Raw genomic sequence first — 20,606 nt, forward strand, 5'->3', positions numbered from 1 at the left:
GCTACCTGTGTCTTTCGACTGGGTTGGTGGTAAGCTGGACTGAAAATGACGAAACCGCTTGGGGCTGTCCCAATGATGGCTGAGCCAGGCCAGCGTCCCGTCTACATTTGCGCGGAATGGGAAATCGATCTTGCCAGACGCGAATTGCGCGCGACCGGAGAACTCGTTCCCTTGGGGGGGCGTGCCTTTGAAATTCTTGCGGAATTGGTTCAAGCGCAGGGCCAGCTCGTCACCAGGGAAGACCTGACGGAGCGCGTCTGGCGCGGCGTCTTTGTCGAGGAGAGTGCACTTCGCGTGCATATCGCGGCGATCCGAAAGGCGCTCAGTTCCGACCGCGACATGCTGTCAACCAGCGTTGGCCGCGGCTATCGTTTGCTGGGAGCATGGCGAGTCCAGCATATGGACACCCCGCTACAATCTGCCGCAACCGGCCTGCTGCCGTCGATCAACATTCCCAGCGCATCATTCGATCTCATCGGCCGAACGGCTGCGATCACACATTTGTGGCGGCTTCTGTCGGCCTATCGCATCGTGACCCTGGTCGGACCTGGCGGCATCGGAAAGACGTCGCTCGCGCTGGAGGTCGCCAGAACGCCGCCGCCCGGCTTTGTGGCTGACCGGCTGCTGGTCGAGCTGGCCTCGCTGTCCGATCCAAAGCTCGTCTGCTCGGTCATCGCCAGTGTCCTCGGCACCAAGCTCGAGGGCGAGGAGATCTCGCCCGATGCGATCGCGCGTGCGATCGGCTCTCGGCCATTGTTGCTCATTCTCGACAATTGCGAACACGTCATCGACGCCGTGGCGCCGGTGGCCGAGCTGGTTGCCAGCCACTGTGCGGGGACGATCATTGTTGCGACAAGCCGGGAGGCGCTGCGTATCGAGGGGGAGCATGTCTACCGCGTGCCTCCTCTGGGCGTGCCGCCTGAAGCCTGGCACGAGCCCGCTGGCGCTTCTGCGTACAGCGCAGTGGAATTGTTCACGAGCAGGGCGAAGGCGCTGGGTTCAAGCTTTGTGCCGGACGAGGAGAACATAGGCGCCATCGCATCCATCTGCCGGCGGCTCGACGGCATTCCGCTGGCGATCGAGTTCGCGGCGGCGCGCGCAGTCATGCTTAGCCCGCCGAAGATCGCGTCACTTCTCGATGACAGGTTCAAATTCCTGACGACCGGCCGGCGCACGGCGTTGCCGCGGCAGCAGACCCTGCGCGCAACGCTCGACTGGAGCTACGACCTCTTGCCGGACGACGAGGCGTGGCTGCTCCGGCAGCTCGGCATATTCGCCGGCGAGTTCCAGCTCGATGCAGTGATTGCAGTTGCCGGCGAGGACATCCGCGATGTGACCGGCCAGCTTGCCAGGCTGGTGGCAAAGTCGCTCGTTCTCGCGGATATTCGTGGCGACAGTCCGCGCTATCGCCTGCTGGATACGACGCGTGCGTATGCATTGGAGAAGCTGCGTGCCGGCGGAGAACATGCCGGCGCAGCCCGCCGCCAGGCAAAATACTATTGCGGATTCTTTGCCAGCGCCGAAGCCGACAGCGAAGTGAGGCCGCAGGCCGAGTGGCTCACCCTCTATGGCCGACACATCGACAACGTGCGGACGAGTCTCGATTGGGCCTTCTCCCCCGGCGGGGACTCGCAAGTCGGGGCCGCCCTGACGGCGGCCGCGGTTCCGCTCTGGGTGCAATTGTCGCTGCTCGCCGAATGCCGCGAGCGGACCGAACTCGCTTCGGCGCGCCTGGATCCGACGGCTGCGAACGCGCCGCGGCTTCGGATGCAGCTGTCGGCCGCGCGCGGCTGGTCGCTGATGTACGGTGTTGGCAGGGCCCGGGAGGCCGGTCCCGCTTGGACTGCGACCCTGCAGCTTGCCGAGCAGCTCGGTGACAGGGATTACCTGCTGCGCGCGCTGTGGGGGCTCTGCATCGATCAGTTCAACAACGGCGAATTCCGCCGGGCGCTTGAATTTGCGAATCGTTTCGCGGAGGTGGTGGCCGACTCCGGCAATCCCGTCGACCGCATGATGGCCGACCGGCTTCTCGCAACCACGCTGCATTATCGCGGCGACCAGCGGCTCGCCTATCATCATATCGGGCGAACCCTGTCGCGGCTCTCGGAGCTTGCGGCAAAGCCGCAGGTCATTCGTTTCCGGTTCGACCTGCGGGTCTCGGCGCGCTATTTCCAGGCGCGGATCCTGTGGCTGCTTGGCCTTGCGGATCAGGCCTTGAGCGTCGTCGAGCACAACGTCGAGGAAGGCCGGACCAGTGGTCACGCACTGACGTTTTGCAGCGTCCTCGGCCAGGGTGCCTGCCCGATTGCGCTCCTGGCCGGCGATCTCGACGCGGCCGAGCGCTATTGTACGATGCTGCTCGAACACACCGAGCGACACCCGATCCGCCTATGGAATCTGTGGGCACGCGCCTTCAGGGGCCTCTTGATCTCGCGCCGGGGCGACCTCGCGACCGGATTGCCCCTGCTGCGCAAGACGTTCGAGCTCGCGGGCGAGGCGCGCCATCTGCCGCGCTTTCTGCTTCCCCTCGGTGAACTCGCGGTATGTCTCGGCGAGGCCGGCGAGGTATCGCAGGGGCTTGCGACCGCCGACGAGGCGCTCGCGCGATGCGATGCGAGGGACGAGGGGTGGTATGTCGCCGAACTCTGGCGCATCAAGGGCGAATTGCTGTTGCTTCCCGGCGAGCACCGCTCGACGAGCGCCGCCGCGCAGGCCTTCGACAGGGCGTTCGAGGTGGCGCGGAGCCAGGGAGCCCTGGCCTGGGAGCTGAGGACGGCGATCAGTGTGGCACGGTTGAAGGTGAGCGAGGGGCATCCGGCCGATGCGCGCCATGTTCTCGCGTCCGCATACGGCAAGTTCACCGAAGGTTTCGAGACAGGGGACCTCCGCGACGCGCGTGCAATGATGGCGAAGCTCAAATCGTAGGTCCTGGATGCGCCGGGGAGCGGCGCCCGATTCAACCAATCGGATGCCGGTGCGGCCTCTGAGAGCGCCGCATCAGTTGGCGCAAAGCGCGCTTGCGCGATCAGGAAAGGGTCATCTGGCCGCAGACGCGCACGGGCGCGCCGGCTTCAGTTCGGCAAGCAACTCTCTCGCCATCTTGAGGCTGCGCGTATCGAACCCCTCGGTAAATCGCAGATAGACGGACGCAAGCATATCGTGCGCCTCCTGGCGGCGGCCGCCTCGCTGCCATAGCCTCGCAAGCCCGATCGCCGCGCGAAGCTCATAGCCGAGCGCCCCCTGATGATGGGCGAGGTCGAGCGCCTGCACGAAGCTCATCTCCGCCTGCGAAAGATCCGGATTGCTCTTGTGTATCAGCGCTTCCGCCCTTGCGCGCAACATGTCGGGCATTTCCATCATGAAGTTGCAGTGTCGGGCCTGGGCAATCGCCTGATCAATGGTGTCCAGGGCTTCGTCACCATGACCCGTCGCTGCCAAGGCTTCGGCGAGGACCATGCTTAACCCTGAGACCGCACCGAAGCACTGGCTCTGCAGCTTCTCGATCGAGCCTTTCAGCATAGCGAGCCCGATGCCGGTCTCGTTGCGGGCCAGCAGCGCAATCCCCTTCATCGCCTCGCCGACCATCTGGAGAATGGCGAGGTTGTGCCTTCGGGCCTCCACGATGAGCCTGTCGACATGTTCCTCACAATCCTCCGTATCGCCATTCCAGAAGAAGACGTCGAATGCCCATGCTAACGCTCGGCAGAACATGACCGGATGGTTCGTTACGATGACGTCGGAGATGGCCCGGCGCACCATTTGCGCTGCTTGATCCGGGTATCCCTGAAGCCAGAGGACGCGCGCAAGGGTGATTTGAGCGTGTTTAGGGTATTCGAGGGTGAGGCCGCTAAGGATGTCCCCATCCAGGCCCGGATGACGCAACGCCGCTTCGATGTACGAGCGGGAGTCAGCGAACCTGCCGAGATACTGGCAGGACATGCTGAGCAACACGCGCATGCGCGCAACGGCAATGGGATCGTTGCTGGTCAGCGCAATGGCTTCGCCGCGCTTGGCGGTGGCCAGTGCCCCATCATATTTTCCGACGAACAATTGAACTAGATGCAACTGGTCGATCAAACGGATCTGACCTTGCACGTCGCCGATCTTCTCTGTCAGTTCGAGCGCCCGGTTGAGATGATTAACACCCAGTTCGTCGAGCCGTCCCGTGAGCATGCGGGCGGCGCCCAGCGCAGTGTGAAGGACGAGGCCCTTCCTGATGCTTCCATTGGTTTCATCGCGTGCTTCGATGGCGCGGGTGACCCAGAGCTCGCATTCTGTCAACAGCGACAGCTTGAAGAAGAGCGGTATCGATGCCGCGACTAGCGCCACGCCGACCTTGCGATCTCCCTGATCTGAGAAGCACCACGCCAGCGCGGCGCGGACGTTACCGAACTCCTCGGCAACCGCCGAAAGGTCTCGGTTCGCTTCGCTCCCGATCCTTTCAAGGAGACTGAGAAAGTAGCAGGCGTGACGTCGCGAGATCGCGCCAGCGTGCCCGCTGGCGACAAGTTTCTCTTGCGCGTATGCCCGGGTCGAGTCCGCAAGGCGGTAGCGGGTTGGTTGCAAGCCGGTGTTCAGTGCAAGCATCGACTTGGCAACGAGGCCGTCGATGATCGCCAGGATCGTGTCGTCGTCCTCCGTGGCCGCGGCGATCGACCGGGCGGCGTCCAGGGTCATGCTGCCGACGAACACCGACAGCCGGCCGAGAATCGCGCGTTCCGGTTCGGATAGAAGATTGTAGCTCCATTCGATGGTTGCGCGCAGCGTCCGGTGTCGGGGCAGTGCGGTGCGACGTCCCTCCCAGAGCAGATTGAGGTGCTGGTCGAGGAGTTGGAGCATCGCTCTCGCGCCATATGCGCCCACATGGCCGGCGGTGAGCTCGATGGCGAGCGGAATGCCGTCAAGCCGACGGCAGAGGTTGCCGACATCAGAGGCGTTCGTATCGGTCAGCGCGAATTCACTGCCTCCTGCCGTCGCACGCTCCACGAAGAGTTTAACGGAGGGATAGGCGAGGGCGTTCGCAGCCGTGAGAACGGTCTTTTCCGGTGGGCTCGGCAGTGGCGGGAGACGGTATGTGAACTCACCTTCGACGCGCAGCAATTCCCGGCTCGTGGCCAGGATGTGCAGCTCCGGGGCCGCCCGGTAAAGCCGCTCGGCCAGCGCCGCCGCTGCTTCGATGACATGCTCGCAGCAGTCCAGAATGAGCAGCATGCGCCTGTCGCGCAGGAATGTCGCCAGGCTGCCCGTCGGATCATTCGATCGCGCCAGCAGTCCAAGTGACGATGCGACGATCGCCGGCACCGGAGCGGCGTTGCCGGTCTCGCCGAGACCGACGAAGTGGACATGGCCGGCGAATTCCCCGCGCAGGGCGTGGCCCGCGGAAACGACGACCGTGGTCTTGCCGATGCCGCCTGGGCCGATGACCGTGACGAAGCGTTGGGCTCTCAGCCTTTCCGAGATGTCCTGGATGGCTTGCTCACGCCCCACCATCTGCCGAGGATGCGCCTGCAAATTGTGGACGTAAGTCGGATCGATCGGCGCAGGTTGCCTCTGTTCCGGACGCGAGACCGCAGCGACGAAGCAGTAGCCCTGTCCGGAGATCGTGCTCAGATATCTGACGCCGCCCTTGCCATCTCCGAGTGCCTTGCGAAGTGCGGCGATATGGACACGCAGGCTGTTTTCCTCGACGTTGGCGTCCGGCCATGTCGTGGCTATCAGATCCGTCTTGCTCACGACGTTGCCGGCCTGCCGGACCAGCGCCAGCAGGATGTCGAATGCGCGACCCGACAGTTGCAGCGGGCTTCCGTCTCGTTCAATCCGCCGCTGCAAGGGGTCGAGGCGAAACGGCCCGAAGAGGAAGATCTCCCAGGCGGACTCGTCTTGGGCGGAGCGGCCAGCTTGGGCCATCATGTCGTTGCTATGCCAGCGGGGGGCCATTTTCGGATATCAACCCGGCGCACGACGCGTCACGTTCTAGGACTCGGCAGCACACCAAGACGTGTGAACGCAGGAGTCCTCAAACGGTAACATCCGGTGGTTTCAGGGTAAAGCATCGGGCTCCATCACTTTCGTCTGAGGCTTGAACGTGCGACGCCACGACGCGCACGCCCTATCCGATGAATGCGGGCTTGAGAATGTCCTCCAATCCGATCCGGCGGAGCAGTTCAGCACGGGCGCCGTCGGCGACGGCGCCGACGGCTGCAGCTCCGTCGTCGTCCGGACCGAAATGAACTCGCAGCGGACGCTGTCCGAATGGCATGTCGACGATATCGGCTATGGCGGTCGCGACGTCTTGCGGAGTTCGATCCTTCGCCGGAAGCTGCGCAAGTGCCGACAGCGCGATCTCGCTCAAATCGGCCGTCGGACCATCCGCGTATTCCTCGGCCCGAACGGTGTCCAGCGGCCGGCCGGAGCGAATATAGTGGCCGGGCCCCAGCGCGCTGGGAACGACGATGGTCGTCTCGACGCCCCAACGCGCGAGCTCGCCGGCATAACCGAGCGCCAGCGCGTCAAGGGCGGCCTTTGAGGAAGCATAGGCGCCCAGGAAAGGAACCGAGCCGCCTCGCGCGCTGCTCGACGAGACCCATATCAGCAGGCCATGGCCCTGCTTGCGCAACTGTGGCAACGCGGCCCGATTGAGCCGTTGCGCACCCAGCACGTTGGTGTCGTACAGTTCGGCAAGCTGGGCCGGTGTAAAGGCCTCCGCCGGCCCGTAGAGGACCTGGCGGGCATTGTGCACGATCACGTCGAGGCGGTTGTTCTCGGCGATGATGGCATCGATGGCCGAGTTGACGGAGGCTTCCGAGGAGACGTCGAACGCGATGGTTCGGAGATCCGCACCATGCTTGCCGCCCTCGGCTCCCGCCTCCGCGCCGCCGTGCTCATCGTGGTCATCCGCTTCCCGCAATGAAACGTAGACCGTATGGCCGGCCTGCGCCAATTTCCTGCAGGTGCTTCGTCCGATGCTGTTCGCAGCTCCTGTGACGATGATCACTTTGTGCATTCGCATCCCAATCGCATTCCACCCTCCGCAAGGACGCCAGCGCCGTTGCGACACGTTCCTCGTTCGGCAATCGATCGCTGGCCTTGCGCGAAGAGCTTCTGAAATACGGTCGGGCGCGGGACGGGTCTTTCGAGCCCGGCGGCTGATTTCCAGATCGCACGAAATTTTTCGAGAAAGCCCGAAAGCGGGTCGGGACGAGCTTCCCGCGGACCGGGCAGGCCCAAACGTGCCTTCGCGAAATTGGCGTTGGCTTTCAGAAGATCGCGCCCGTGGCCGCCGGCTACAAGGAAACTGAGCCGCTCGACAGGACGGGCCGCGCGACGCGTCCGTGTGGAATTCGCTCGTTGCAAGGAAAAGCAATGAATCAATCAGGCAGACCGCCGCGCTCGAGACTCGGATCGCTCGTGTTGATCGCTGCCGTCGTCGGAGGCGCAGCAGCCGCGTTCGCCTACACTGCTGGCTGGCTCTCGCCCGGGCGCCTGACGCCGGAGCGGATGATCGCGGCGCTGACGCCTCCGAGCGGCGCACCGCTCGGGCACCGGCGAAATCACGCGAAGGGGATCTGCTTCACGGGCGTCTTCGAGGCCAACGGAAACGGCGTGGAACTTTCGCGGGCCAAGGTCTTTGCGCGCGGCACGTATCCGGCGCTGGGCCGCTTCAATCTCGGCACCGCAGATCCGAACGCTGTGGATGCAACTGTCCGTGTGCGCGGTTTGGGATTGCAGATCGCTGTGGCGGACGGCGAGGAGTGGCGGATGGCGCTGATCAACCCGCCGGTCTTTGCAGTGTCGACGCCGCAGGCGTTTCACGACCTGCTGATCGCATCCGCCAAGAAGGAGCCGGAGGCGATGAAGATTTTCATCCAGGCAAATCCGGAATTTGTCGCCTTCGCGGGCTGGGCCAAGACGGCGCCCTGGACCACCAGCTATGCGGAGGAGCCCTACCACGGGCTCAACAGTTTCATCTTCACGAATGCGAAGGGCGAGGAGCACGCGGTGCGATGGTCGCTGCTCCCCACTGTGCAGCCCGGTTTGGTTTCGCAAGCCGAGCTGGAAAAGCGCGGTCCGGATTTTCTCGAGCAGGAGATCGCGGAGCGGATCCGGACCGCCGGCCCGCAACGCTGGACCATGGTGACGACGGTCGCCGATCCCGGCGATCCGACCGCAGACCCGAGCAAGCCATGGCCCGAGGGCCGCCGCACGGTGCAGGTCGGAACGCTCATCGTGCAGCGGATCGAACCGGAGCAGGACGGGCCCTGCCGCGACATCAACTTCGATCCGACCGTGCTGCCTCAGGGAATCCGGGTGTCCGACGATCCCTTCCCGGCTGCACGCTCGTCGGTCTACCGCAGGTCCTACGATTTGCGTGCGGCCGAAGCCGGCGACTATCCGCGAACCGGGACGGTCAAGCCATGAGCAACGTTCCGCATCGTTTCGCCCCCATTCAGCGGCTGCTGCACTGGCTGATGGCAGCCTGTATCTTTGCTATGTTCTTCATCGGCGTCGGCATGGTCTCCACCGTGGCGCCGACATATCCGCCCCTGATCCTGACCCACAAGACGCTCGGCGTCACCCTTCTGGTTCTCGTCGTGATCAGGCTGGCCGTGCGGCTCCATTACGGCGCGCCTCCGTTGCCGGCGGATCTTCCGCCGGCGATGAAGCTGGGAGCGAGATTGTCGCACCTGCTCCTGTATGGCTTCATGATCGTCATGCCGTTGCTGGGTCTCGGCATGCTTTGGGCCGCGGCCTATCCAGTCGTCCTGTATGGGGGAATCCGAATTCCGGCGTTGCTGCCGCAGAGCGATCGCGTGCACACATTGCTGTGGAATGCTCATTTTTATCTGGGCTTCGCGTTCTTTGCTCTCGTGCTGCTGCATCTGGCGGCCGGGTTGTTCCACGCATTGATCCGCCGCGACGGCGTCTTCGGGACGATCGCGCTCCTGCCGTCGCGGAACAGGACGACGCCAGTGGAATGACCGCTCCGCATATCGGCGAGATGCGCCACTAAATTTCTCAACCTCCAACAAGGATGACGACAATGAGCAAGGCAGATCTCCAAAGTCCGACGGATCTCGGGGCCAATGCGAACCGGGACGTTCCAGCCGCGCTGAGAGCGCTGCTGGCCGATGTCTTCGCGCTGTACCTGAAGACCAAGAACTTCCATTGGCACGTATCTGGCAGTCATTTCCGCGACTATCATCTCCTGCTCGACGAGCAGGCCGAGCAGATTTTTGCCATGACCGACGACATTGCCGAGCGGGCACGCAAGATCGGCGGAACTACACTGCGCTCGATCGGCCACATCGCGCGCGAGCAGCGCATTCTCGACAACGACGCTGATTATGTCGATCCGCAGGACATGCTGGCCGAGCTGCGCAGCGACAACCAGCAGCTGACACGGGAGATGCGCCGGGTCCACGAGCTCTGCGATGAATACGGCGACGTCGCGACCGCAAGCCTGCTGGAAAACTGGATCGACGAGACGGAGCGGCGGATCTGGTTCCTGTACGAGACCGGCCGGAGTGGCCCGAGTTCGTAGGTGCGGGCATGCCGTCGCTGCATCCTCAAAAGATAGCCCGGGCGGATCCTCGTGGGCTTGCGCTCATTCATGACCGGCGGACCGGTCGTGCGAACGAGAGTCAAACCATGGCTGACATGTCGAATTCAAAAATCGGAGTCGTCATGCTCTATGACCCGCCCGCCATTCGCCCCAGCCAGCGACGGTATCAGCCATGATGACGGGGCCGATGTACACGAAGCACCGTGAGATTGCCTGGCGCGGCGGGCACACGAGGTCAACGTCGCGGCTTGTCGCCGAGACCGCCTGCTGACCTCGCGGGCCGACCAATATGGCGATGCAAGCCGCATCTTCCGCGCTGGACGTCGAGGCGCCCGTCGGCGTCTACGCTCCGGAGCGATCCCTTCTCGTGGCATCGGTTCTGAGCATGTCAGGTGGCTTCCTCGACGCCTTTACCTGGCTCTCGCTCGGTGGCGTGTTTGCCAATTCGCAAACCGGCAATGTCGTATTCATCGGCGTCTACGCGATGTCCGGCCAATGGAAGCAGGCGGCCCACCATCTGCTTCCGATGGTCGCGTTTCTGCTCGGCGCGTCGATCGCGATTCGCATCCGGGCGCCGCTGCGCTGCCTCGTCGGAGAGATCGTCTGCCTGGCAGCGGCGATGCTATTGCTTCATCGCGTACCGGATATGGTCGCGATCCTCGGAATCTCTTTCGGTGTCGCGCTGCAGTCGGCGAGCTTCAGGCAGGTCGAGCGTTGGAAGTATCTCTCGACTACCGTCACCGGCAACATGTTCCGCGCCATCGACCAGTCCGTTGCGACATCCGATCGTGATGCGGCACGTGGCGCCGGGGTCATGCTTCTGCTCAGCCTGATGTTCCTGTTGGGAGCCGCCCTCGGCAGTTTCGCGACGAGGTGGCTGGGCGCGTGGAGCCTTGCCCTGCCGATTGCATCGTCGATGCACGTTCTTTGGTTCTGCCGCCGGCATCGCGATCGGCGAGACCAAGGCTGACCCTCTGAGCCCAGAGGCTTCGAAACGGGCATACGTTCGCCCGTGGGCGAACACTATAGACGATATCGGAAGCGCTATGGTCGGCAGAATAGGGGCGCGATGTCCGGCGCTCCCTGTGTTCAGGACTTCGGCATGACGCCCGGGCTGTTGTCGGGCCACTGGGCGATCAGCTTCTCGTCGACGTTGAAATGCTGGGCGACCAGCCGCGGAGGCGTGTGCGTCAACCAGTTGGAGAGCGACACCTCCTCGTAGCGGGGCGCACGGAACACGCCGACGAACTGCAATTCGGTGTCGCCGACATTCTCGACATAGTGGCCGAGATTGCGCCTGACATAGCCGATGTCGCCGGCCGAAAAATCCGTCGTCAGCGCGTTGGGGCCGGTGTCGAACACCGTCATCCGCGCCTTGCCCTTGATATAATACTGCCACTCGTCGGCATTCGGATGCCAATGCATCTCTCTGACTGCTCCCGGCGGCATCGTCACCAGCGCCGCGGCGACGGTGGTGGCGACCTTGAAGTTACTGCTGTCGGCGACGCGGATGCTGCCGGCTGAGCTCTCCTTCACCGGCGCTGAACTGCCGAGCGGATGGATGAACGGATAGGGCGGTGCTTCGGCGTGCTTGGCGATTGCGGCGCGATCGGCGGCGAGATCGCCGGGCACCGTGCCCTGGAAGATCCAGCGATTGTGCAGCGGAATCCTGGCGAAGGCGTCGGCCGGCACGCCGAAATTCTTCGCCAGCACCTCGGGCGGCGTATGGGCGAGCCAATCGGTCACCAGCAGCGTGTTGAACTCATTGGCGTGGCCGTCGTCGAAACAGATCACGAATTCGCAGCCGTCGGGCCCCAGGCCTTGCAGCGAATGCGGCGCGCCCGGTGGGAAATACCAGAGGTCGCCCGCCTTGAGGTCCCCGACATAGGGACGCCCCTGCGTGTCGAGCACGGTGATGCGGCAACTGCCGTAGGTCATGATCGCCCATTCGGCCGCCTGATGCCAATGCAGCTCCCGGATGCCCCCTGCGGACAGCCGCATGTTGACGCCGGAGATTTCCTTCGAGATCGCGAAATCCGCGACGGTGACTTGCCGCGCCCAGCCGCCATCCTGGATCCGTCTGGGTGCGTTGTTGAACGAAGCCCAATCCATCGGCAGGCCGCCGACGTCGGTCGCGGGCGGGGTTTGAACGGAGGGAAACTGTTCGCCGAAAGCCGGGTTCTGCGGACCGGGATCGGTCAGGCTTCCGGGGCTCTTGGCGTTGATCGCGCCTTGCGGTGGCTCGTCTGGATTGCCGAAGGTTGCTGCCTGTGCGCCGGAGCCGGCCATGGCGGCGCCTGCCGCAGACATGGCCAGCAAATCACGTCGGGAAAACATATTGGGGTCTCCTGAGAATAGTCAAAAGCCTCTGTGGCGACGGGGCTACGGACGCCGAGCCTAGTTCCTGGCTGCCGGCACGGCTTCCGCGAACGGCCTTGCTTTTTCCGGAATGCACTGGCTGCTTCAGCCCGCGGCCTCGGAGCTTGGTCTTCCCGGGCTGCGGCGAGGACCCGCCGCAAAGCGACCCCGATTTCCTGTGGCTCCACCATACGCAGCACCGACCAGTACAACACCACGCTCTACTCGCTGTCCGACCGTTATCGCGGCGTGTTCGGCCAGCGCGACGTGGTGTTTCTCAACGAATACGAACTGAGCAAGCGCGGGCTTGCCGACGGCGATCGCGTCGACCTGATAACGGCCTCGACCGATGGCGCCGAACGGATCGTGCGCAACTTCCGCGTCGTGGCCTATTCCTTTCCGACCGGCTGTTGCGCGGCGTACTATCCGGAGACCAATCCGCTGGTGCCGCTCTATGCCCGTGATCCCCTCAGCTTCACGCCGTCATACAAAGGCGTCCCGATCCGCCTGGTACGCTCGGCCTCTTCCGGGCGATAGCTGTAGAGCCGGAAACGTAGCGCTCAGGTATCTGCGTGGAGGTCGCAGCGCGGCGAATCCACCGGGGCGGAGACCGGCAGCGTGAACCAAAAGCGGGCGCCGCCATTCGCGCCGTTGCCTTCGGCGCCGATCCGACCTCCATGTGCTTCGACGATCGAACGACAGATCGGCAGTCCCATGCCCATCCCGCTGTCCTTGGTCGTGAAAAAGCTCTCAAACAGCCGATCGATATGTTCGGCGGGGATGCCAGGACCATTGTCCTCCACGGAGCAGCACAATTTCGCCGCGTCCTGCGTGACCGTGCTGATGACGATCCTCCGATCATCATATCCCGCTTGCGTCATCGCCTGCACCGCGTTGATGGCCAGATTGACGATCACCTGCTGGAGCTGGGTGCGGTCACCGAGCACCTGCGGCCTGGCCGGATCAGGCCGGTGCAGGATCGTCACGCTGCGGGATTCCATCTCGTGTCGCAGGAAGAGCAGCGCTTCGCGAATGATGTCGTCGAACGGCAGGGATGCCTGCTCGGGGACTTTCCGCGAGGCCATCCCGTGAACGCGCGCCACGATGTTCGCGGCTCGTTGGGTATCCACGACGATGTTTTCGATGGCCTTGCGAATCTCGACGATATCGGGGACGGGCCTGTTCAGCCACCGCAGCCCGGCCGCACCATTGGTGGCGATAGCGGCCAGGGGTTGATTCACTTCGTGGGCGATTGATGCGGTGAGCTCGCCGAGCATCGAGACGCGCGCGGCGTGTGCGAACTCGGCCTGCACCTGCCGGAGCCGCTCCTGAGCGCGAACTCGCTGTGAAATGTCGATCGTGCCAACCAGGCTTATTTCGAGATCATTGATGGGGCCGACCCGAGCCGTCGTGAAGAGAACGTCGACGACGCGGCCGTCCCACGTGACCATCCTGGTCTCTTCCTCGAAGTTCGTCTCGCCGCGATAACGAGACTCCATGGCCCGCCGGAACGTATCGGGACGTTCCTTCCAGGTCTCGGCCATGGAACGTCCGACATAGTCGTCGACGCCGCCTCCGAACATCTGGATGGTCCGTTCGTTGGCCTCCTGAAACGAGAGCGCATCCATGCAGGTCCGGAGGAATTCTGGATGGCTGTCGAAATAGGCGCCGAGGTCCTTGACGCCCTCGGCGCGCAATTTTCGGAACAGCACGACCAGCCTGCTGGCGTCGAGCTGCCGGAATGCGATCGGCATGCGGCTGAACAAATGACGGTAACGCTGTTCGCTTCGCTCCAGCTCGACATGGGCTTTCTTCTGGGCGGTGATGTCCATGACCGCGCCGACGAGCGTCAGCGAAGCGGCCAGAAAAGCAGCGAAAGCGATCGCCGCAAAATTGTCTCCAAGCAGTGAACAGGCGAAGGACAGCAGGGTCAGAACAAGGCTACCCCAAGCCCACAGCAGAATCCGATCCTGTATTGTCTGGATCGGCAGCACACGGCGCCACCATCGCCGGGGCTGTACGGGGTCGGAGCCATCCAGGCATTCGAGCGTCATGCAGAAGGTTTTACCGCCCGGCCGAAGAGCGGTCTTTTGCGTTTTCGTCGGTGCTTTGTCAAAACGCACGAAGCCGTGATCGAGGCGGCATCATGCCGACGGCGACCTGCTCAAGCGGATTCATGGCGCAATCCCGTATCTGCGTCGCGCATGGATGGACCGGATGCCTCGGCTGACCGCGGCTTGCGTCCGGTGAACCAATTGCTGAGCCGGTCCAGATAGAGATAGACGACGGGTGTCGTGTAGAGCGTCAGGATCTGCGATAGCATCAGGCCGCCGACGATCGTGTAGCCGAGCGGCTGACGCAGCTCGGCTCCGGTGCCAGAGCCGATCATCAGCGGCACGCCGCCCAGCAGCGCCGCCATCGTCGTCATCAGGATCGGGCGAAAGCGCAGCGTGCAGGCCTGGTAGATCGCCTCTTCCGGGCTGAGCCCATCCTGGCGCTCCACCGCGAGGGCGAAATCGACCAGCATGATGCCGTTCTTCTTGACGATGCCGATCAGCAGGATGATGCCGATGATGGCGATGACGCTGAGATCCATGTGGACCGCCAGCAGCAACAGCAGCGCGCCGATGCCGGCCGAAGGCAGCGTCGACAGAATCGTAATCGGGTGGATCAGACTCTCATAGAGCACGCCGAGGATGATGTAGATCACGATCAGCGCCGCCCCAATCAATAGCGGAGTGCCCGACAGGGAGGACTGGAATGCCTGCGCATTGCCCTGGAACGAAGCCGTCAGCGAGGCGGGCTTGCCGGTGCTCTTCTCGATCTCCTGGATCGCCGCCACCGCATCGCCCAGCGCAACGCCAGGCCGCAGGTTGAACGAGATCGTCACCGACGGAAACAGGCTCTGGTGGTTGATCAGGATTGGCGCGGGCTTGATGACGCTATGGACCAACGTGCTCAGGGGGACCTGCTGGCCGGTGGCCGAGTTCAGGTAGATGTCCTTGAGCGCTTCGGGGCCGTACTGGAAACGCGGATCGACCTCCATCACGACATGGTACTGGTTCAGCGAGGTGAACATCGTGGAGACGATGCGCTGGCCGAACGCGTCGTCGAGGGTGTTGTCGATCGTCGTGGGCAGGATGCCGAAGCTCGATGCGACCTCGCGATTGACGGTGACCTCCAGCCTCGGGCCAGCATTGGCCTGATCGCTCGCGACGTCGGTAATGAGGTCGAGCGCGTGGAGTTTTGCCAGGAAGATCGCCGACCAATTGGTGAGCTCGTTGGAATCGGCATCCGTCAGCGTGTACTGATATTGCGTCTTCGTCAGCCGGGCGCCGATGGTGATGTCCTGCGCGGCCTGCATGTAAAGTCTGATGCCCTGAATATGGGAGAGCGCAGGCCCCAGCCGCGCGATGATCTGATCGGCACTGGCCTTGCGCTCGGGCTTCGGCTTCAGGACGATGAAGATACGTCCCTGGTTGAGCGTCGCGGTCGGACCGCCCGGGCCGATATAGCTTGCCACCGACTGGACCGCAGGATCCTTCGAGAGGATGTCGACGACCGCCTGCTGGCGCTCGGACATGGCGGGGAAGGAGATGTCCTGTGCGGCTTCGGTGATGCCGACGATCTGCCCGGTGTCCTGTTGCGGGAAGAAACCTTTCGGTATGATCACGTAGAGATAGCCAGTCAGCGCGACGGTCGAGAGCATCACGAGCAGCGTCGCGAAGCGATGACGCAGCACGATTCGCAGGCCTCTCGCATAAAGCGCCAGCAGTGCGTCGAAACCGCGTTCGAAGGCAAGGTAGAACCGGCCGTGCTTCTTCCGCGAGTCGTCCTTCAGGAGCCGCGCGCACATCATCGGCGTCAGCGTCAGCGAGATGATCAGCGACAGCAGCAGCGCGGCGGTGATCGTGATGGCGAATTCCTGGAACAGCTTGCCGACGTAACCGCCCATCAGGAATAGCGGGATGAACACCGCGATCAGCGACAGGGTGATCGAGACGATGGTGAAGCCGATTTCGCTGGAGCCCTTGAGCGCGGCCTCCATCGGCGTCATCCCCTGTTCGAGATGGCGCACGATGTTCTCGATCACGACGACGGCATCGTCGACCACAAAGCCCACCGCGATCGACAGCGCCATCAGCGAGAGGTTGTCCAGGCTGTAGCCGAGGGCGTAGAGCACTGCGAACGTGCCGACCAGCGACAGGGGAACCGTGATCGCGGGAATGATGGTGGCCCAGAAATTCCGCAAGAACAGGAATATGACCATCACCACGAGTGCGACCGTCAGCATCAGCGTGAATTGAACGTCGGAGACGGCGGCGCGAATGGTGGCGGTCCGGTCGGCGGCGATCGTCACCTTGATTGCGGGCGGAACGGAGGCCTGCAGTTGCGGCAGCAGCTTCTTGATGCGGTCGACCGTTTGGATCACGTTGGCGCCGGGGACACGCTGGACCGCCAGGATGATGGCGGGATCCTTGCCGTACCAGCCGGCGAGGAGGTCGTTCTCGGGCCCCTCGATCGCCGTGCCGATGTCGCGCATCCGCACCGGCGAGCCGTTGCGATAGGCGATGATGAGGTCTTCATAGGCGGCGGGCTTGAGCAACTGATCGTTGGTGTTCAGCGTGTAGGTGACGCGCGGGCTGTTAAGCGTGCCCTTTGGCAGGTCGACATTGGCGCCGGCGATCACGTTGCGGACGTCTTCGAGGCCGATGCCGCGCGCGGCAAGCGCCTGCGGATTGACGCGAACACGGATTGCGGGCTTCTGCTGACCGCCGATGCCGACGAGGCCCACGCCCGGCACCTGCGAGATCTTCGGCAGCAGGATGTTCTCCGCATAAGCATCGACTGTGGTCAGCGGCAGCGAGTCCGACGTCAGCGCGATCAGCATGATCGGTGTTTCGGCCGGATTGACCTTCCGGATCGTCGGCGGGTAGGGGATGTTCGGCGGCAGGAACGGGCTTGCGGCATTGATCGCGGCCAGCACGTCCACCGCCGCGCTGTCCACCGTGCGCGACAGCTCGAATTGCACCGTGAGCTGGGCCACGCCAAGTGCGCTGGACGAGGTGAGCTGGGTGATGCCAGGAATCTGGCTGAGCTGCTGCTCGAGCGGGGTGGCCAGCGACGAGGCGATCGTGCCCGGGTCGGCGCCGGGCAGTTGCGCCGAGATCTGGATGGTCGGGTAGTTGACGTTCGGCAGCGCACCGACCGGCAGCAACGGATAGGCCGCAAGGCCGCACAGAAGCAGGCCCGCCATCAGCAGGGCGGTTGCGATCGGCCGCAGGATGAAGGGCGCTGAGAGGTTCATGGGATTGCGGCCTGCACGGCACTCTGCAGGTCGGCTTCACGCGCTGCCTTGCCGTGCAGCTCGAGAACGCGGCTGCCTTCCGTCAATCGATACTGTCCGTCGATGACGACGACGTCGCCGGATTTCAGGCCCTGATCGATCAGGGCCTTGCCATCGGTAATCTGGGCGACGTGAACCGGACGCAAGGCCGCCGTCTGGTCGTTGCCCACGACATAGACGTAGCTGCCGTTCGGCCCCTGCTGCACGGCCGAGCCGGCGACGGTGAGCGCATCCTTCTGAATCTCGAGCAGCAGGCGCGCGTTCACCAGCTGGCCCGGCCACAGCCGGTGCTCATGGTTCGGGAACACCGCCTTGAGCTGGACGGTGCCGGTCGTTCCCGCGATCTCGTTGTTGACCAGCAGCAGTGTACCTTCGTCGAGCTTCGTCTTGTTGTCCTGGCTGTAGGCGATGACCTTCAGGGAGCCCTTTGCGGCGTGCTCCTGGATCATGGGCAGGTCTGCCTGCGGCAGGGTGAACAGCAGTGAAATCGGCTCGATCTGGGTGACGACGACGAGGCCGTTGGCGTCGGTCGGATGAATGACGTTGCCGACATCGATCTGGCGAACGCCGGTGATGCCGGGAACGGCAGAGGACAGGCGCGTATAGCTGAGCTGGACGTTGGCCTCGTCGATCTGGGCCTGGTCGGCCTTCACGGCGGCCTTGAGCTGTGCCACCTGCGCCGTCTGCGTCTCGATCAGTTGCGGGGTCGCATAGCCCTTGTCGCCAAGCTGGTTGTAGCGGGAAAGATTGGCTTCGGCATTCACGAGCTGCGCCTGGTCCCTGTCGCGATTGGCCGTCAACTGCTCGATCTGTGCTTCGTAAGGACGTGGATCGATTTGGGCAAGCAAGTCGCCGGCCTTGACGGTCTGTCCCTCGGTGAAGGCGATCTTGACGATCTGTCCTTGAATCTGGCTGCGCACGACGTCGGTGTTGTAGGCGATCACCGTGCCGATGCCGCGCAGATAGATCGGAACGTCCTTGCCCGTGACCGTGGCGGCGACCACCGGCACCGCAGCGGGCACGGGTGCGGCTGCCACGGCCGGCTTCCGGTTGGTGCCGAAGAACCAGAAGCCTGCGCCGACCATGACCGCAGCGAGAGTAACGAGCGTAATGGTGAGGTTCCGTTTCACTGTGATGATCCTCCTTGACCTCAGGGATTGCCGGAGCTGTCGATCGATGTTGTGCCGTTAAAGGACGTTGCGCCGTTCAAGGATGTGGGGCCGGCCACCGGCACGGACGGACTGATTCCGGCTCCGCCGATTTCAGTGGCGCCCAACGGAATTCCGACGCGGCCGACCGTCCCTGTCGAGGGCAGGGACGAGACCGCTGCGGTGCTGCCGGCGCAATTGGTCGATGAGCCACCGGACAGCCCGCCGCCGTCGAACAATGCTCCGGTCGATGCGGCGTTGCCGGACCCGGCACAGCCCATCGTGCTTTGCGCAGGATTGATCGGGGAGATGCCGGGCGTTGTGATTTCGGTCGATCCCAGCGGGATGCCCACTGGCCGCGTGGATTGCGGGTTGAGCGGCGACGTCGCAAGCATGCCGGTAGGCGGCTGCATGCCCGGCACCGTTGTTTGCGCGATGGCCGCAGCCGGGGCCAGCCACAGCATGGCGGCCGCAAGCATCACACCGTTGTATGTTGAATACTGTTGTCGCATGGATGAAAGCTCCGGCCGACTGCGATCGAACAATAGGAAGCCGCGCGAGCGCGGGTATTTCCAGAACGCACGTCCTGCTGCTCGGCTGCACGACGGCGAGACGCTTCATGCGCCGCATTCTCTTTCGCCCGACCACTTTGGCAGGTCGCCTCGCCATCGGCCCTGAGGCAGCCTTCGCTATCTCAAGACGGCCCGCGCGTGTGCGATCTCCCGGCTGCACGTGGCGATGTCGCCGGCGCGATTGGCGGTGCGTGCGCGATCGAGCGAGTCGAGCGCGTCGGTGAAATCGACGCCGTTGCCGCCAGTTGCTTCCGCGAGCGAGCGGGGCGTGGGTTGATGGCCGCGCAGCGCGCTGAGGCTCTCCGGCTGCCAGCCGTGGGAGCCCGCGTCCCTTTCTATGGCCAGATCGAGCTGGGCCTGAGTCTGCGCGATGTCATCGGTGCAAGTGCCGGCATGAGCCACCATTGTTGCGTACAGCAGGGCGAAGAGGGCCAAGCTGCACTTTGCGATGGATGTCATTGTTCGATCCTATGCTTGGATTTCAGGTGACGTCAGGAACGTTGTCGTGAATGACAGGGCGCGTCTTGATCGTCTTTCGTGTACGAACGCCGGCCGTTCACGCTTGCGAGAGGTCATGTCATGAATGTCAGCGTGCATAACGTGAGCCCCAGAAATGCATTCCTCAGCCAGACCGCGTCCGGAGGATGGTCGAGCAGAGATTGTCGCAGCTCGCGTGTCCCGGCGTGCGAAGTGGCAAGGATAGTTGTTTGCGGAAATACGCAAGCCTGGCTCGAAACTAGTATCGCGTCATTCCAACCCGGAGTGATCCCGACATGAAACACCTCAACGCTGGCGTCGCCTTTGCCGCCGCCCTTTCGCTATTCTCGACCGTCGCCCCGGCGCGCGCGGAACCGCTAAAGAACATCGTGCTGGTGCACGGCGCTTGGGTGGATGGGTCCGGCTGGAAGCCGGTCTACGAGATCCTGACCAAGGAAGGCTTCCGCGTCACCATGGTCCAGGAGCCCGAGACCTCGTTCGCCGACGACGTCACTGCGGCCAAGCGCATTCTCGATCTGCAGGATGGCCCGACGCTTCTCGTCGGTCACAGCTACGGTGGTTCGATCATCACCGAGGCCGGCGTTCATCCCAACGTCGCCGGTCTCGTCTACGTCGCCGCACATGCGCCCGACGTTGGCGAGAACGAATCGGCACTGGGCAAGAAAACGCCGAGCGTGCTCGGGAAGACCGAAGGGGTCATCAAGGTGACGCCCGACAAATTCACCTATCTCGATCCCGTGCAATTCCCGAAACTGTTCGCGCCGGATCTGCCGCGCGAGCGGGCCGAGTTCGTCGCGCGCTCGCAGATCCCGGCCGCGACCCAGGTCTTCAGCACGCCGCTGACGGCGGCGGCGTGGAAGACCAAGCCGAGCTGGGGCATCGTCGCCGGCAACGACCAGATCATCAGCCCGGATCTAGAGCGCTGGTACTACGAGCGCGCCAAGAGCCAGACCACCGTGATCCCCGGCGCCAGCCATTCGGTCTACGAGTCGCGTCCGAAGGAAGTGGCGGCGGTCATCACCCGCGCGGCGCGCAGCATTCAGTCGCCGGTCACACGCTGACCGTGCTTTTGCCGGTCCTGACGCACGATCGGCAGAAGGAAGGACGGCGGGAGTGACAGC

14 protein-coding genes and 1 pseudogene are annotated in these 20,606 nt (G+C 63.7%); 7 read left to right on the top strand and 8 right to left on the bottom strand.

Annotation, left to right across the window (positions count from 1 at the left end; all coding sequences use genetic code 11):
* Nucleotides 1-72 precede the first annotated feature (72 nt).
* On the top strand, nt 73-2,925 hold the full coding sequence (locus C7G41_RS08395) for a winged helix-turn-helix domain-containing protein (protein WP_245446467.1): 2,853 nt from the start codon (nt 73-75) through the stop codon (nt 2,923-2,925).
* A gap of 111 nt (nt 2,926-3,036) precedes the next feature.
* On the opposite strand, the gene C7G41_RS08400 is transcribed toward C7G41_RS08395, so the two are convergent.
* Entirely contained in the window at nt 3,037-5,937 is a 2,901-nt protein-coding gene (locus tag C7G41_RS08400) for a winged helix-turn-helix domain-containing protein (RefSeq protein WP_106942082.1), read from the bottom strand.
* 172 nt (nt 5,938-6,109) lie between these two features.
* The gene (locus C7G41_RS08405; RefSeq protein ID WP_199198252.1) at nt 6,110-7,003 is read right to left on the bottom strand and encodes an SDR family NAD(P)-dependent oxidoreductase; all 894 of its coding nucleotides are present in this window, start codon (nt 7,001-7,003) and stop codon (nt 6,110-6,112) included.
* Nucleotides 7,004-7,362: 359 nt separating this feature from the next.
* Here C7G41_RS08405 and C7G41_RS08410 point away from each other — a divergent pair, with 359 nt between their 5' ends.
* From C7G41_RS08410 to C7G41_RS08430, 4 genes are all read left to right on the top strand, one after another.
* Nucleotides 7,363-8,418 (top strand): catalase family peroxidase, encoded by a 1,056-nt coding sequence (locus C7G41_RS08410; protein WP_106942083.1) that lies wholly within the window; start codon nt 7,363-7,365, stop codon nt 8,416-8,418.
* A complete protein-coding gene (locus C7G41_RS08415; RefSeq protein ID WP_106942084.1) occupies nt 8,415-8,978 on the top strand; it encodes a cytochrome b in 564 nt (187 codons plus the stop codon). The genes C7G41_RS08410 and C7G41_RS08415 overlap by 4 nt, the downstream gene beginning before the upstream one ends.
* A 62-nt stretch (nt 8,979-9,040) precedes the next feature.
* Nucleotides 9,041-9,541: a Dps family protein gene (locus C7G41_RS08420; RefSeq protein WP_199198253.1), complete on the top strand. Its 501-nt coding sequence runs from the start codon at nt 9,041-9,043 to the stop codon at nt 9,539-9,541.
* 310 nt (nt 9,542-9,851) lie between these two features.
* A complete protein-coding gene (locus C7G41_RS08430; RefSeq protein WP_106942086.1) occupies nt 9,852-10,532 on the top strand; it encodes a YoaK family protein in 681 nt (226 codons plus the stop codon).
* Nucleotides 10,533-10,651: 119 nt separating this feature from the next.
* On the opposite strand, the gene C7G41_RS08435 is transcribed toward C7G41_RS08430, so the two are convergent.
* The gene (locus C7G41_RS08435; protein WP_106942087.1) at nt 10,652-11,899 is read right to left on the bottom strand and encodes an oxalate decarboxylase family bicupin; all 1,248 of its coding nucleotides are present in this window, start codon (nt 11,897-11,899) and stop codon (nt 10,652-10,654) included.
* 143 nt (nt 11,900-12,042) lie between these two features.
* Here C7G41_RS08435 and C7G41_RS08440 point away from each other — a divergent pair.
* Nucleotides 12,043-12,457, top strand: a pseudogene (locus C7G41_RS08440) (molybdopterin dinucleotide binding domain-containing protein); the annotation flags it as partial.
* A 23-nt stretch (nt 12,458-12,480) separates the two neighbouring features.
* Here the strand turns inward: C7G41_RS08440 and C7G41_RS08445 are convergent.
* The 5 genes from C7G41_RS08445 to C7G41_RS08465 form a co-directional block, all read right to left on the bottom strand.
* The gene (locus C7G41_RS08445) at nt 12,481-14,043 is read right to left on the bottom strand and encodes a sensor histidine kinase (protein ID WP_245446468.1); all 1,563 of its coding nucleotides are present in this window, start codon (nt 14,041-14,043) and stop codon (nt 12,481-12,483) included.
* Between the two features lie 41 nt (nt 14,044-14,084).
* A complete protein-coding gene (locus tag C7G41_RS08450; RefSeq protein WP_106942089.1) occupies nt 14,085-17,228 on the bottom strand; it encodes an efflux RND transporter permease subunit in 3,144 nt (1,047 codons plus the stop codon).
* Entirely contained in the window at nt 17,225-18,397 is a 1,173-nt protein-coding gene (locus tag C7G41_RS08455) for an efflux RND transporter periplasmic adaptor subunit (protein WP_106942090.1), read from the bottom strand. Before C7G41_RS08455 ends, C7G41_RS08450 begins: the two co-directional genes overlap by 4 nt.
* A gap of 20 nt (nt 18,398-18,417) precedes the next feature.
* A complete protein-coding gene (locus C7G41_RS37700) occupies nt 18,418-18,927 on the bottom strand; it encodes a hypothetical protein (RefSeq protein WP_199198254.1) in 510 nt (169 codons plus the stop codon).
* A 177-nt stretch (nt 18,928-19,104) separates the two neighbouring features.
* On the bottom strand, nt 19,105-19,446 hold the full coding sequence (locus C7G41_RS08465; protein WP_106942091.1) for a hypothetical protein: 342 nt from the start codon (nt 19,444-19,446) through the stop codon (nt 19,105-19,107).
* Nucleotides 19,447-19,760: 314 nt separating this feature from the next.
* Here C7G41_RS08465 and C7G41_RS08475 point away from each other — a divergent pair, with 314 nt between their 5' ends.
* A complete protein-coding gene (locus C7G41_RS08475) occupies nt 19,761-20,546 on the top strand; it encodes an alpha/beta hydrolase (protein WP_106942092.1) in 786 nt (261 codons plus the stop codon).
* Nucleotides 20,547-20,606: the final 60 nt, after the last annotated feature.

Source organism: Bradyrhizobium sp. MOS002 (genome assembly GCF_003020115.1).
In the GTDB taxonomy this organism is placed as follows: Bacteria; Pseudomonadota; Alphaproteobacteria; order Rhizobiales; family Xanthobacteraceae; genus Bradyrhizobium.

Coding starts and splice junctions, on each gene's coding strand:
- C7G41_RS08450 (WP_106942089.1), bottom strand. CDS start 17,228: ATGAACCTCTCAGCGCCCTTCATCCTGCGGCCGATCGCAACCGCCCTG.
- C7G41_RS08420 (WP_199198253.1), top strand. CDS start 9,041: ATGAGCAAGGCAGATCTCCAAAGTCCGACGGATCTCGGGGCCAATGCG.
- C7G41_RS08405 (WP_199198252.1), bottom strand. CDS start 7,003: ATGCACAAAGTGATCATCGTCACAGGAGCTGCGAACAGCATCGGACGA.
- C7G41_RS08465 (WP_106942091.1), bottom strand. CDS start 19,446: ATGACATCCATCGCAAAGTGCAGCTTGGCCCTCTTCGCCCTGCTGTAC.
- C7G41_RS08435 (WP_106942087.1), bottom strand. CDS start 11,899: ATGTTTTCCCGACGTGATTTGCTGGCCATGTCTGCGGCAGGCGCCGCC.
- C7G41_RS08415 (WP_106942084.1), top strand. CDS start 8,415: ATGAGCAACGTTCCGCATCGTTTCGCCCCCATTCAGCGGCTGCTGCAC.
- C7G41_RS08400 (WP_106942082.1), bottom strand. CDS start 5,937: ATGGCCCCCCGCTGGCATAGCAACGACATGATGGCCCAAGCTGGCCGC.
- C7G41_RS08475 (WP_106942092.1), top strand. CDS start 19,761: ATGAAACACCTCAACGCTGGCGTCGCCTTTGCCGCCGCCCTTTCGCTA.
- C7G41_RS08430 (WP_106942086.1), top strand. CDS start 9,852: ATGGCGATGCAAGCCGCATCTTCCGCGCTGGACGTCGAGGCGCCCGTC.
- C7G41_RS37700 (WP_199198254.1), bottom strand. CDS start 18,927: ATGCGACAACAGTATTCAACATACAACGGTGTGATGCTTGCGGCCGCC.
- C7G41_RS08410 (WP_106942083.1), top strand. CDS start 7,363: ATGAATCAATCAGGCAGACCGCCGCGCTCGAGACTCGGATCGCTCGTG.
- C7G41_RS08395 (WP_245446467.1), top strand. CDS start 73: ATGATGGCTGAGCCAGGCCAGCGTCCCGTCTACATTTGCGCGGAATGG.